Origin of the sequence: Hydrogenophaga sp. (assembly GCF_041913525.1) — a bacterium.
Lineage (GTDB): Bacteria > Pseudomonadota > Gammaproteobacteria > Burkholderiales > Burkholderiaceae_C > Hydrogenophaga.
Map to the genome: position 1 here is coordinate 244,345 of NZ_JAYSFD010000001.1, position 12,384 is coordinate 256,728.

The following is a 12,384-nucleotide window of genomic DNA, read 5'->3' on the forward strand; positions in this document are numbered from 1 at the left end:
GCGTGGACAATACCGCCCATGCTCCTGCTCGCGCCCATGGAAGGCTTGCTGGACGCCACCTTGCGCGATGTGCTCACCCGCACCGGCGGGGTGGACCGTTGCACCAGCGAGTTCATCCGCATCACCCAGACCCTGCTGCCCGAGCGCGCTTTCACGCGCGTGGTGCCCGAACTGCTCAATGGCGGGCGCACGCGCGCGGGCGTGCCGGTGCGCCCGCAGTTGCTGGGGTCTGACCCGGTGTGCGTGGCCGAGAACGCAGCGCGGCTGGCCACGCTCAACCCGCCCGGCATCGACCTGAACTTTGGTTGCCCGGCCAAGACGGTGAACAACAGCCGCGGCGGCGCCATCCTGCTGGACGAGCCCTGGCTGGTGCACCAGATCGTGCGCGCCGTGCGGCGCGCGGTGCCGGCGCACATTCCGGTGTCGGCCAAGATGCGCCTGGGTTACCACGACGGTGGCGTGGCCGAGGCCAACGCCCTGGCCATCACCGAGGCCGGTGCCGACGAGCTGGTGATCCACGCCCGCACCAAGGCCCACGGCTACAAGCCACCCGCTTACTGGGAACGCATCGCCGAGGTGGCGCAGGCCTTGCCGGCGCAGCGGCCGGTGCTGATCGCCAACGGCGAAATCTGGACGGTGGACGACGCCCGCCGCTGCCGCGAGGCCACGGGCTGCGAGCACCTGATGGTGGGGCGCGGCCAGGTGGCCGACCCGGGCCTGGCGCGCGAGATCGCCGGGCAGGCGCCCGTGCCCTGGGCCGAGGTGCTGCCGCTGCTGCCTCTGTTCTGGACCCAGGTGAGCGCGCGGGTGGAGCGGCGCCACCGCGCCGGGCGCCTGAAGCAATGGCTCAACAGCCTGCGCCGGCGTTACCCCGAGGCCCAGGCCGCCTTCGACGAGCTGCGCCTGGTGCACGACCCGGCCACGATCGAGGCCTGGCTGGCCCGTGCCACGGGCGTCGCCGCTGCGGTCGAGGCCCCGCCTGCAGAGTTGGCGCAACCGTGTTAACTTCCCTCCCCCCGGAATCCGAAGAACCCGCCCCAGTATGACTTCCCTGCAACAGCGCCTCGATGCCCTGACCGCCGAGCGCCTTCGTGGCATGCGCCGCGGGCTGGAAAAAGAAAGCCTGCGCGCCCAAGCCGATGGCAAGCTGGCGCTCACGCCGCATCCCGCTGCGCTGGGCAGCGCGCTCACGCACCCGCACATCACCACCGACTACAGCGAATCGCAGCTGGAACTCATCACCGGCGTGCACGGCAGCGTCGACGCCATGCTGGCCGAGCTCACCGAGATTCACCAGTACACCGTGCGCGCCTTGCGCGCGCAGGGCGACGAAATGCTGTGGGTGTCCAGCATGCCTTGCGGCCTGCCCACCGACGAGACCATTCCGCTGGGGCGCTATGGCTCGTCCAACGTGGGCCGCGCCAAGAGCGTGTACCGCATGGGCCTGGGCCACCGCTATGGCCGGCGCATGCAAACCATCTCGGGCATTCACTACAACTGGTCGATGCCCGGCATCGACAACGAGGGCTACTTCTCCCTCATCCGCAATTTCCGCCGCCACGCCTTCCTGCTGCTCACCCTGTTTGGCGCTTCGCCCGCGGTGTGCTCCAGCTTTGTGGAAGGCCGCCAACACGAGCTGCAACCCCTGGGCGCCACCGGCACCCTGCACATGCCGCACGGCACCTCGCTGCGCATGGGGCGCCTGGGTTACCAGAGCGAAGCGCAGGCCACGCTGGCCGTGAGCTACAACGGCCTGGAGGGCTACGCCGCTTCGCTGCACGACGCACTCACCCGCCCCTGGCCCGCCTACGAGGCGCTGGGTATTCGCAACCCGGGCGGTGAGTACATCCAGCTCGCCACCACGCTGCTGCAAATCGAAAACGAGTTCTACAGCAACATCCGCCCCAAGCGCGTGATCTTCCCGGGCGAACGCCCGCTGCACGCGCTGCGCGAGCGTGGCGTGGAATACATCGAGGTGCGCCTGCTCGACCTCAACCCCTTCGAGCCCATCGGCATCGGCGCGTCTGCCCTGCACTTCATTGACGTGTTCCTGCTGCACTGCCTGCTGGCCGACAGCCCGCCGGACACGCCCGAGGAAATCCGCGAGATGGCGCACAACCAGCACCACACGGCCGCGCGCGGTCGCGAACCTGGTCTGAAGCTGCTGCGCCACGGCGACAGCGTGTCGCTGATGGACTGGGCGCTGGAGGTGATCGACCAGCTCGGCCCCATCGCCGACCGGCTGGACGCGTTGGACGGTGGCGAGGTGCACGCGAAAGCGGTGGCCGATGCCCGCGCCGCCCTGCTGTCGCCCGACACGCTGCCCTCGGCCCGCGTGCTGCAGGCCATGGGTGCGCAGCACGGCAATTCCTTCGTGGGCTTTGTGCGCGAACGCTCGCAACAGGTGCACCAGCACCTGCTGGGCTTGCACTGGGGCGCCAAGCAACAGGCCCGCTTCGAGGCCATGGCCGAGCGCTCGGTGGCCGACCAGAAGGCCATCGAAGCGGCCGACACCATGCCCTTCGAGCTCTACCGGCAGGAATACACCTCGCCCACGCGCCTGGGCCAGCCGCGCAGCGCCGCCGAGGCCGCCGTCACGGCTTGAGTCCAGGCCCCCCGAGGCACACATCGCTCTCGGGGTAGGCCACGCAGGGCAGCACCGCGCCCTGCGCTTTCTCTTCGGGCAGCAGCCCCGGCCACTCAATGCCGTGCCGCGCACGGCCTTCTTCCACCCACCCGATGCAAGTGCGGCAGGTGCCATTGCGGCACGAGGCCGGCCACGCCACGCCCGCGTCCAGCAGGCTTCGCAGCAGTGTCTGGCCGGCTGGGGCGGGCAAGGTCTGGCCGGTGGCGGCCACGGTCAGGCGCCAAGTCTTCGTATCGTGCTCAAACATTAAGCAATCCAGTGGATTCCCTTGGGCGACAAGGACTTAGATCAGCCGTACAGCGATGACCCAAAGTTATTCACACCCTTTTCCCCATTTCCCGGGGACAAATGCGCGATTGTCCACACGCGCTCGGGCAGTCCCATGCGCGCGTCGCGACACAGGCACAATGCCGGCTCCGTTTTTCACCAGCAGCACGCCATGAGCATCCAATGGTTCCCCGGTCACATGCACCTCACGCGCAAAGCCATCGCCGAGCGGGTGAAGAGCATTGACGTGGTGATCGAAATGCTTGACGCCCGACTGCCGGGCTCCAGCGCCAACCCCTTGCTGGGCGAGATGACCGGTCACAAGCCCACGCTGAAGATCCTGAACAAGCAGGACATGGCCGACCCCGCGCGCACCGCGCTCTGGCTGGCGCACTACAACGCCCAGAAAGACACGCGCGCCATTGCATTGGACGCAAGCAACACCGCCCCGGCCAAGGCGCTGGTGGCGGAGAGCCGCGAGCTGGCGCCCCTGCGCGGCGGCATGGCCAAGCCCCTGCGCGTGCTGATCTGCGGCATTCCCAACGTGGGCAAGAGCACGCTCATCAACACCCTCATGGGCAAGCGCGCCGCCAAAACGGGTGACGAAGCCGGCGTGACCCGCACCGAGCAGCGCGTGGCCCTGGCCGACGACTGCTACCTCTTCGACACGCCCGGCATGCTGTGGCCGCGCATCGTCGTGCCCGAGAGCGGCTACCACCTGGCCGCCAGCGGCGCGGTGGGCCGCAACGCCTACGACGACGAGGTGGTGGCGCTGGAACTCATTGCCGACCTGCGGCGCGACTACCCGGCCCTGCTGGCAGAGCGCTACAAGCTCACCCTCGACGCGGTGGCGGCGTCCACCGATGACCAGTTGCTGGAGGCCGTGGGCCGCCAGCGCGGCGCCCTGGTGGCCGGCGGCCGGGTGAACATGACCAAGGCCGCCGAGCAGGTGATCGCCGACTTTCGCAGCGGCCTGCTGGGGCGCATCACGCTGGAAACGCCCGAGCAGTTCCTGGCCTGGCTGAAAGCCGGCAAGGCCGCCGATGCCGAGCGCCAGCGCCTGAAGCAAGAGCGCCAGGCACAACGCCCCACCGGCCGCCGCCCGTCGCACCGTTGAGCGTGCGTAAGCCCGTTGCGCGCAATTCGATTGACCATGGCGTTTTTGCCGGAGGGTCACCATGGTCGAACCACGCCGCATCCTGCTTGTTGAGGGGCACCCCGATCCCTCGCCCGAGCGCCTGAACCACCGCCTGGCCGAGGCTTACGCCGAGGGCGCGGCTGCCTCAGGCCACCTGGTGCACCGCCTGGCGGTGGGCGCGCTGGATTTTCCCGTGCTGCGCAGCGCGCAGGCCTGGGAGCGCGAGCCGGTGCCGCCCAGCCTGAAGGCCTCGCAAGAGGCGCTGCAGTGGTGTGAGCACCTGGTGCTGCTGTTCCCCTTGTGGATGGGCGACATGCCGGCTTTGCTCAAGGCCTATCTGGAGCAGGTGGTTCGCCCGGGGTCGCTCATGGCCGCTGACCGCCAGAACCCCTTTGCCCACAAGCCCCTGGCGGGCCGATCGGCCCGCGTGGTGGTGACCATGGGCATGCCGGCCCTGGCCTACCGCTGGTTCTACCGCGCCCACAGCGTGCGCTCGCTGGAGCGCAACCTGCTCGGTTTCGTGGGGTTCGCGCCCATTCACACCAACCTGATCGGGCAGGTGGACGGCCTGGGCCAGCGCGGGGTGGACCGCTGGGCCCAGCGCCTGCGCGCGCTGGGCGCACAGGGGGCCTGAGGTCTATCGCACTTGCACGGTGATGCGCTCGCTCATCACCGGCTGGTGGTGCGGAATGTGGTTCTGGTCGCCCAGCACCAGTTGCAAGGTGTGCGGCCCGGGCGGCAGCGTGAGCGTCACCTCTGTCTGCCCCATGCCGAAGTGCCGGTGCTGGTCGGTGGCGGGCAGCGGGGCATTGGCGTCCCAGGCGGCCACGTCCACCAGCAGGTGGTGGTGTCCGGTGCCAGGCTTGTCCACGCCCGCGGGCGCCACGCCCATGCCGCTCAAGCCAAACACCACGCGCACCGGGTTGTTCACCACCATGCCGTTGCGCAGGTTCACGAAGTACACGCTGGCCCCGGCTGGCGCGGCGGCCTTGTGGTAGCCCGAGGGCAGGTGCTGCACGCTGGCGCTCACTTGAGCCGGTGGCGTGGGTGGCCCGCTGCCCATGGGGCCCGGCCCCATCCCCATGCCTGGTCCCATTCCCATGCCCATGCCCGTGCCCATCCCTGGGCCAGGCATGGCGCTGCCGTCGCCGGGCGGTCCATAACGACCATGCTGGGGTGGATAAGGATTGGCGCAGCCCGAGAGGGCCAGGGCCACGAGCGTGGCCATTGACACGGTTTTCATGGTTGAGCTCCACGGAAACGGACAGGCGTTCAGCATACGCCCGGGGGGTGTTCCAGTGGGGCCCCTTTGGTCGCCCGCCGCTAAGTGCTGGCGACGGCCTGCAGGCCTTACTTGTTCTTGTCTTTGCCGCGCGGCATCACGGCCGTGACCGGTGCCACCGGTCGGTCGGACGAGACCGGGCCCTTGGTGGGCGCGGAGGTGTCCTTCTTGGGCTTCTTGCTCATTTTTTCGTTGCGCTGTTCTTTGCCCATGGTGGTGTTCTCCGGTTGCTGGGGTGGCGCGCCAATGCTGGCGCGAAGGCGCGATGGTAGGCGAAGGCGGCTGGCCTCAGAGGCCCAGCAGCAAGGCCAGCTCTTGCGTGCCCAGGGCGCCGGCGTGGGTGATGGTCTCACCGGTGCGCGCGTGGCGCGCCACCAGGAAGGGCACCGAGGTGGCGCCCAGGCGGTCGAGCAGGGCGGTGTTGGTCTTGATGGCGGCCTCGATGTCGGCGGGAATGCTCGACGACGCGGCCATGCCGCCTTGGCCCGCGATCAGGCTTTTTTCGTGGGCCGCCATGGTTTCTGTCGGGTTGGCCGCGCCCAGAATGGCCGCGCCTTGCGGCAGGCTCTTGGCGTTGAGCAGCGACACCGGCAGCCACACAAAGCGCGCGCGCGGCAGCAGGGGCTGAGAGGCTTCCCACAGGTGGGCGCAGTGCGGGCATTGCGGGTCAAACAGCACGTACACCGACTGCTTGGCCATCAGCGCCCCCACGCTGAAGCCCTTGCCTTGTGTGGCCAGCGCGTCCAGGGCCTGGGCTTTGTCGATGGGGGGCTGGGCGGGCGCGTCGGCCTGGCGAGAGCAGGCCGCCAGCGCGGTGGTGGCGACCAGGGCCAGGGTGAAGTGGCGTCTTTGCATCGGGTGATTGTCGGCCAATAAGGGCTGTGTGGCTCAGCGGTTCAGGATCACGTTGGCGATCAGCCCGGTGGCCACCGCCACCAGCAGGAACTCGCCATCGATCTGTACCCACTGGTGGCCGCGCGGCGGCGCGTACAGGCGCGGGTGGTGGTGGTGGTTCCATGCCACGCGGCGGTGCTGCCACACCTCGCGCGGCACATAGCCACCCCGGTGCCAGCGAGGGCCTGCCGCCCGCGGGCCGTAGCGGTGCTCGTGGACGATGCGCACGTCGCGTTGCACGTGGTAACCACCGTGGCGATCGAAGCGGCGGTCATCGTGCCGGTCAAAGCGACGGTCATCGTGGCGGTGTTCCCAGCGCTCGCCGCGCGGGCCGTGGCGGCGGTCATCGTCGGCGCTGGCGGTGCCGGCCATGCCCAGCGTGGCGGCGGCCAGGGCGGCGGTGATGAGGTGACGGGTGTTCATCGCGGTCTCCTGTGGGGGATGAAGGAGCCTTGATGCTGCGGGGCCTGTGTGTCGGCCCTGTAAACGGCGTGCCACCGTCACGCAAACGGTGGCACGGGGTGTTGCTGGCCTGGTGGAGGCCTCAGGCCTTGGCGCGCCAGCCTTGCACCAGCGCACCCAATGCCATGCCACCCAGCGCCCAGAGCAAGTCCCAGTTGCCGGTGCCCAGGCCCGCAATCGCCGGGCCCGGGCACACGCCCGCGATGCCCCAGCCCACGCCGAACAGCGCGGCACCCACGGCGGTGTCGCGGTTCCAGGGAATGGCCTTGGTGTCGAAGCGCCCTCCCAGCAGCGGCGCGCGCATCAGGCGCGGGGCGAACTGGTAGGCCAGCACGGTGACGGCCACCGCACCCCCCATCACCAGCATCAGGCCCCAGTCCTGGAACTTCAAAAAGCCCAGCACCACTTCCGGCCGCACCATGGTGGAGTACGACAGGCCGAAGCCGAACAGGGCGCCGGCGATCAGGACGACAAGGTAATGCGCGGCTTTCATGCTTGCACCCAGGCGAAGAGGTTGGCGGTGAGGAAGGCGGTGGCCATGAAGGTGAGCACCGCGCCCAGCGAGGGCAGGCTCAGCGAGCTCAGGCCGCAGATGCCGTGCCCCGAGGTGCAGCCGTTGCCCAGGCGCGCGCCATAGCCGGCAATGAAGCCACCCACGGCCAGTTGCCAGGCGGGCACGCCGGTGTGCTGGGCCGTGCCGTCCGAGAAGGCCAGCCACCACACCAGGGCGCCCACGATCAGGCCCGCCGCGTACACCAGGCGCCAAGCGCGCGACTGGGTGAACTTGGCCTGCTGGAAGAAGGGCCGCTTGACGAGGTAAGACCAGGTGGACGAGTACACCGAGCTCATGCCACCGACCAGGCCAGTGAACACGAACAACAGGGCCACGCCCAGGCCGATGATGAGGCCGCCCACCAGGTAGTGCGACCAGCCGAAAGGGAAGAGAGAGGAGATGTCCATGGTGGGCGGATTATGGGCACGCCTGCCAGAATGCGCGGCCATGTGCACCAATTACACGCCGGTCACGCCGCAGCACCTGGGCACGCTGCCGGGCCTGAAGCTGCGCCACCTGCCGGCCGACACCTGGCCCGCCGAAACCTACCCCGGCTTTGCCGCGCCCATCGTGCACCGCCACCCGCAGGGCGAGGTGGTGGCCAGCGTGGCGCGCTTTGGCCTTATGCCGCGCTGGGCCCGCGACGCGGCCCACGCCAGCACCCTGGCCCGGGGCACCCTGAACGCCCGCAGCGAGACCGTGGCCGAGAAGCCCAGCTTTCGCCAGCCCTGGCGCGAGCGCCGCTTCGCCCTGGTGCCCATGCTGGACTTTTTCGAACCCTGCTGGGAAGACGCCGCGCTTCACGGCAACCGATCGGTGCGCTGGCGCCTTCACCGCCCCGACCACCAGCCCTTCGCCGTGGCCGGCCTGCACGAGCAATGGACCGACCGCGCCAGCGGCGAAGTGGTGCACAGCTTTACCCTGCTCACGGTCAACGCCGACGGCCACCCCCTGCTGGGCCGCATGCACCGCCCCGGCGACGAAAAGCGCACCCCGGTGCTGGTGCCGCCCGAGCGTTGGCAAGGCTGGCTGGAGGCCACGCCCGAGCAGGCCGCCACCTTCATGCGCCGCACGCCCGACGAGCTGCTGGTGGGCGAGCCCGCCCCCCGCGGCGCGCCACCCGCGCCGGTGCAACACGCCTTGTTCTGAGGAGTCGCCATGCACACCCGACTTGTGACCGCCACCGTGATCGGCAGCGCCCTGCTGGGCGGCTGCGCCCTGACCTGGGTGCCCCAGGCCACCGAGGCCGAGCGCTCAGACGACAAGACCACCGTCATCAGCGGCCGGCTGAACTACGTGGTGGACGGACAGCCCATGGCCCCCTACGACCAGCCTGGTTGGTCCACCCCGCGTTTCATGGCCTTGAGCCTGACCACCGGTGACCCGCAGGTGATGGGCGAGGTGCGCGCCAGCGATGGCGCCTTTCGCCGCCGCCTGCCACCCGGCGCCTACGTGGTCTCGCGCCTGGGCGTGCTCAATTCCGACAGCGAAGTGAGCTGGCCCCGCGTGGTGCTGTGCGTGCCGCGCGCCCCGGGCCAGGTGGTGCACGTGGGCCACTGGCAACTGGTGGGCCAGCGTTACAGCGAAGAGGTGGCGCTGAGCACGGGCACGCGCTACACCGCCAAAGGCATTCGCTACCGCACCGTGGTGAACAACGAGGCCGCGCCGGGCGAGGCCGTGCACCTGCTGCGCCACGTGCCCGACATGCCCATTGGCGTGGGCCTGCAGCAGCGCTGGCTGGCCGACCCGCAAGGCCTGGAGCGCGAGCTGTGCGGGGCCGTGCTGCGCTGAGCGCCAAGCCTGCGCCCTGCCGCGCCGGTTAGCATGGCCCATGACCACGCAATACGAGAGCCTGCATCCCGACACCCTGTACGCCGAGGCCTTTGGCGTCGAGGCCCCCGCCGAGCCGGTGGGCCGCAAGATCTGGCCGCGCCAGCCCGGCCTGTTCATTCGCCGCGCGGCCAGCCCCGCCGTGGATGCCGCTGAGAACACGCCCCAGGACACGCCTGAGAACACCCCCGAGACCCCGGCCGCCCCCGGCCGCGAGCTGGTGCGCGGCCAGTTCGGCCTGGTGCCGCGCTGGGTCAAGTCGGCGTCAGACGCCAAGCTGCGCTCGACCAAGCTGGTGAACGCGCGCCACGAAATCGTCACCACCTCCAACAACTTCCGCGAGGCCTGGCTGGGCGCGCAACGCTGCATCGTGCCGCTCATGGCCTTCATCGTGGACGACTACCGCAAGGGCGGTGCCGTGCCCACGCGCATCTCGCGGGTGGACGGCCAGCCCATGGGCGTGGCCGGCTTGTGGGAACACTGGCACAAGGACGGCGAGACCATCGTGAGCTTCTGCCTGCTCACGGTGAACGCCAACAGCCACGCCCTCATGCACCGCTACGAACAGCCCGGCAGCGAAAAGCGCATGCCCGCCATCCTGGGCGAAGGGGCTTACAGCGCCTGGCTCAACGCCAGCACGCCCGACAAGGCCCGCGATTTCATGCGCGCCTTCGCGGCCGAGTCGCTCACGGCCAACCCGGTGCTGAAGTGAGCCCGCGTCAGCCTGCCGCCATGGCCATGGCCATCGTGCGGCGGCATCGCGGGTAGGCCGGGCAGCCCCAGAAGGCCGCGCCGCCCTCGCGCGGCGCGCGCTCCACCATCTTCAAGCCACAGCTTGCGCAAGTGGGGCGCCAGTACTCGCCCTCGTGCGCCACCGCCAGCAGGGCCTGCTGCTGCTCGGGTGTGCGCCGGGCGATCAGCGCCAGCAGGCCCTCGCCATCCAGCGTGTGAATGCCGTTGGCCTGGGCAAAGGCCAGGGCGTCGGGCGTGAAGGTGGAACTGGTGGCGTAGGTGCCGCGCTTGAGCCCGTGCGAGGCCATCACGCCAAAGAACTCGCGCACCTCTTTCACGCCCACCGGGCGGCTGCGCCAGTGCTTGCACTGCACCACCGACACCGCGCGGTCGGCGTGGCGCGAGTGCAGCCAGATGTCCACCCCGCCGTCTGGCCCGTGCGACTGGCTGTCGGTCTGAAACCCGGCCTGGGCGAAAAGCGCCTCGCACACGGCTTCAAAGCGGCGCCACTCGATGGCCGCAAACACCCCGCCGCTCCAGGCCGTGGCCACCAACCTGGGCTTGGGCTGGGGGGGCGATGCCTTCACGGGCGCCGATGCCTCGGCCGAGCCCAGCGGCGCCAACACCTGCAGCGGCGCGATGGTGGGCAGGAACGCCACCGCTTGCTGGCGGCGCTCGCGGTGGTGCGCCAGCCACAACACCAGCAGACCCAACCCCATCAGCCCCACGGCCAGGGCGCGGATCACGGTGAGCAGCGGCGCCAGCACCGCGTGCTGGCTGGCGGCCCCACTCAAGAGCAGCGCCAGCACGCCCAGGCCCAGCAAGGCCAGGCCGTTGGCCTTGGGCGATAGGGGAGGGGTGGGGTGCCGGCGGGCACCGCGTCTGCGCTTGGCCATGGCTTGCTCCTGCAGGGGTGGTGGCGGCCATGGTGCCAATGCCCTCAGGTGTCGGCCCCGGCACGCCTGTCAGATGGTGCAGGTGCCCGGCCCGATCAGGCGCCAGCCCCTTCGGCGCGCACCCACACCAGCAGCAGGTTGTTGGCCGGCAGGGCGTGGCGCTGGGCCAGGGCAAGCCCGGCGCGCGCGGCCTCGGCCTGCAGGTCTTCGCGGCGGCGAATGCCCCAGGCCGGGTTCTGCTGGCGCAGGCTGGCGTCGAACTGGCGGTTGCCCTCGGCCGTGGGCACCTCGTCTTCCAGGTAAGGCCCGTAGGTGACCAGGCGGCCGCCCGGGGCCAGGTGCTGCGCGGCCAGGCGCATCAGCGCCTCTGCGCAGGCCCACGGCGCGATGTGCAGCAGGTTGGCGGCGTACACCAGATCAAAGCACTGCTCGCCCAGCGGCCAGGCCTCGGGGGCCAGCAGGTTCAGCACGCTGGGCGCGGCCACGTTGCGCAGGCCTGCGCCATGGGTGCGTGCCAGCACCGCCGGGAACAGGTCGGCCCCTGCGTCGGTGGGCCACCAGTGCCAGCCCGGCAGGTGCTGGGCGAACCAGGCCGCGTGCTGGCCGGTGCCGCACGCCACCTCCAGCGCCTGGCCGTGCGCCGGCAGCACCTGCCGCAGTGTGGCCAGGATGGGCTCGCGGTTGCGCTCGGCGGCAGGGCTGAAGGGCGGGGCGTCGGTCATGGTGGTGGCGGGCGATGGCGGTGAGGGCCCGAGTGTGCCTGCGCAAAGGCATACAGTGCGGGGCATGAACCCAATCGACCCCTGCGCACCGGGCCACGCCGTGGCCCGCCTGCGCGCCGCGCGCCTGGCCGCCGCCAGCAAGCCCTTCGTGGCCCGCGGCTCGCGCACCGAGCGCTGCCCCGGCTGCCGCCTGGCGCCCAGCCACTGCATGTGCCACCTGCAGCCCGCCACGCCCACGCCAGCCGGCGTGTGCCTGCTGATGGGCGACATCGAAGCCCTCAAGCCCAGCAACACCGGCTGGATCATTGCCGACGTGGTGCCCGACACCTGGGCCTTCGCCTGGTCTCGCACCGCGCCCGACCCCGCCATGCTGGCCCTGCTGGCCGACCCGCGCTGGCAGCCCTACCTGGTGTTCCCCGGCGAATACGCCGAGCCGGCCCGCGTGGTGTCCACCGTGGCCGAGGTGGCGCCCAGCGTGGCCTCACCGGCGAACACCCGCCGCCCCCTCTTCGTGCTGCTGGACGGCACCTGGAGCGAGGCCCGCAAGATGTTCCGCAAAAGCCCCTACCTGGACGGCCTGCCCGTGCTCAGCCTGCAGCCAGGGCACCTGTCCAACTACCGCTTGCGCCGCTCGCGCCGGGGCGACCACTTCTGCACCGCCGAGGTGGCCGCGCTGTGCCTGGAACTGGCAGGCGAGGCGCGCGCGGCCGATGTGCTGGGCGCTTACCTTGACGTGTTCACCTCGCGCTACCTCAGCGCCAAACTCAGCCAGACCACGCCGCCAGACGACGAGGCCCTGCGCCGCTGGCAAGACCTGCAGGCCGAACCCGCCTGAGCCTTGTGGGGCGCGCGCCCTTCGCGCGCCCGGCCCCCTTGGCACGCGGCGGGTGTGCGGCCTATCATGGCCCACCGGCGGCGCAAGCCCCAGGCGGCCTGCCCACCGGTCACCCAAGTGTTCTCA

17 protein-coding genes are annotated in these 12,384 nt (G+C 70.5%); 8 read left to right on the forward strand and 9 right to left on the reverse strand.

Features of this window, described 5'->3' with window-relative positions; translation table 11 throughout:
* The first annotated feature begins 18 nt into the window (after positions 1-18).
* A complete protein-coding gene (locus ACE3RQ_RS01200; protein ID WP_374519094.1) occupies positions 19-1,005 on the forward strand; it encodes a tRNA dihydrouridine synthase in 987 nt (328 codons plus the stop codon).
* Between the two features lie 37 nt (positions 1,006-1,042).
* Entirely contained in the window at positions 1,043-2,605 is a 1,563-nt protein-coding gene (gene gshA, locus ACE3RQ_RS01205) for a glutamate--cysteine ligase (protein ID WP_374519096.1), read from the forward strand.
* Here the strand turns inward: gshA and ACE3RQ_RS01210 are convergent.
* Positions 2,595-2,894 carry a 2Fe-2S iron-sulfur cluster-binding protein gene (locus ACE3RQ_RS01210; RefSeq protein ID WP_374519098.1) on the reverse strand — a complete coding sequence of 100 codons (300 nt, stop codon included), beginning with the start codon at positions 2,892-2,894 and terminating at the stop codon, positions 2,595-2,597. The two genes, gshA and ACE3RQ_RS01210, sit on opposite strands and share 11 nt — an antisense overlap.
* Before the next feature lie 192 nt (positions 2,895-3,086).
* Here ACE3RQ_RS01210 and ylqF point away from each other — a divergent pair, with 192 nt between their 5' ends.
* Together ylqF and ACE3RQ_RS01220 are read left to right on the forward strand one after the other, a co-directional pair.
* Positions 3,087-4,031 (forward strand): ribosome biogenesis GTPase YlqF, encoded by a 945-nt coding sequence (gene ylqF / locus ACE3RQ_RS01215; protein ID WP_374519100.1) that lies wholly within the window; start codon positions 3,087-3,089, stop codon positions 4,029-4,031.
* Between the two features lie 61 nt (positions 4,032-4,092).
* Positions 4,093-4,686 carry an NAD(P)H-dependent oxidoreductase gene (locus ACE3RQ_RS01220; protein ID WP_374519103.1) on the forward strand — a complete coding sequence of 198 codons (594 nt, stop codon included), beginning with the start codon at positions 4,093-4,095 and terminating at the stop codon, positions 4,684-4,686.
* 3 nt (positions 4,687-4,689) lie between these two features.
* On the opposite strand, the gene ACE3RQ_RS01225 is transcribed toward ACE3RQ_RS01220, so the two are convergent.
* The 6 genes from ACE3RQ_RS01225 to ACE3RQ_RS01250 all read right to left on the reverse strand — a co-directional run bounded on the left by ACE3RQ_RS01225 (position 4,690) and on the right by ACE3RQ_RS01250 (position 7,650).
* Complete coding sequence (locus ACE3RQ_RS01225; RefSeq protein WP_374519105.1) at positions 4,690-5,295, reverse strand: DUF4399 domain-containing protein; 606 nt, start codon at positions 5,293-5,295, stop codon at positions 4,690-4,692.
* 107 nt (positions 5,296-5,402) lie between these two features.
* On the reverse strand, positions 5,403-5,546 hold the full coding sequence (locus tag ACE3RQ_RS01230) for a hypothetical protein (RefSeq protein WP_374519107.1): 144 nt from the start codon (positions 5,544-5,546) through the stop codon (positions 5,403-5,405).
* A gap of 76 nt (positions 5,547-5,622) precedes the next feature.
* Complete coding sequence (locus tag ACE3RQ_RS01235) at positions 5,623-6,189, reverse strand: DsbC family protein (protein WP_374519109.1); 567 nt, start codon at positions 6,187-6,189, stop codon at positions 5,623-5,625.
* 33 nt (positions 6,190-6,222) lie between these two features.
* A complete protein-coding gene (locus tag ACE3RQ_RS01240; protein ID WP_374519111.1) occupies positions 6,223-6,651 on the reverse strand; it encodes an RcnB family protein in 429 nt (142 codons plus the stop codon).
* A gap of 121 nt (positions 6,652-6,772) precedes the next feature.
* Positions 6,773-7,183: a DUF6691 family protein gene (locus ACE3RQ_RS01245; protein ID WP_374519113.1), complete on the reverse strand. Its 411-nt coding sequence runs from the start codon at positions 7,181-7,183 to the stop codon at positions 6,773-6,775.
* A complete protein-coding gene (locus ACE3RQ_RS01250) occupies positions 7,180-7,650 on the reverse strand; it encodes a YeeE/YedE family protein (RefSeq protein WP_374519115.1) in 471 nt (156 codons plus the stop codon). The genes ACE3RQ_RS01245 and ACE3RQ_RS01250 overlap by 4 nt, the downstream gene beginning before the upstream one ends.
* A 40-nt stretch (positions 7,651-7,690) precedes the next feature.
* Between ACE3RQ_RS01250 and ACE3RQ_RS01255 the strand changes: the two genes are divergently transcribed.
* The 3 genes from ACE3RQ_RS01255 to ACE3RQ_RS01265 are packed head-to-tail and all read left to right on the forward strand — an operon-like array spanning position 7,691 to position 9,785.
* A complete protein-coding gene (locus ACE3RQ_RS01255) occupies positions 7,691-8,392 on the forward strand; it encodes an SOS response-associated peptidase (protein ID WP_374519117.1) in 702 nt (233 codons plus the stop codon).
* A gap of 9 nt (positions 8,393-8,401) precedes the next feature.
* On the forward strand, positions 8,402-9,034 hold the full coding sequence (locus ACE3RQ_RS01260) for a hypothetical protein (RefSeq protein ID WP_374519119.1): 633 nt from the start codon (positions 8,402-8,404) through the stop codon (positions 9,032-9,034).
* A gap of 40 nt (positions 9,035-9,074) precedes the next feature.
* Positions 9,075-9,785, forward strand: a complete 711-nt coding sequence (locus ACE3RQ_RS01265; RefSeq protein WP_374519121.1) for an SOS response-associated peptidase — start codon at positions 9,075-9,077, stop codon at positions 9,783-9,785.
* 7 nt (positions 9,786-9,792) lie between these two features.
* Here ACE3RQ_RS01265 and ACE3RQ_RS01270 read toward each other — a convergent pair whose 3' ends face one another.
* Positions 9,793-10,701 (reverse strand): restriction endonuclease, encoded by a 909-nt coding sequence (locus tag ACE3RQ_RS01270; RefSeq protein ID WP_374519123.1) that lies wholly within the window; start codon positions 10,699-10,701, stop codon positions 9,793-9,795.
* 95 nt (positions 10,702-10,796) lie between these two features.
* Positions 10,797-11,423, reverse strand: coding sequence for a DUF938 domain-containing protein (locus ACE3RQ_RS01275; protein ID WP_374519125.1), 627 nt, complete (start codon positions 11,421-11,423; stop codon positions 10,797-10,799).
* Between the two features lie 64 nt (positions 11,424-11,487).
* On the opposite strand from ACE3RQ_RS01275, the gene ACE3RQ_RS01280 reads away from it, so the two are divergent.
* Positions 11,488-12,258, forward strand: coding sequence for a tRNA-uridine aminocarboxypropyltransferase (locus ACE3RQ_RS01280; RefSeq protein WP_374519127.1), 771 nt, complete (start codon positions 11,488-11,490; stop codon positions 12,256-12,258).
* The last annotated feature ends 126 nt before the right edge of the window (positions 12,259-12,384 follow it).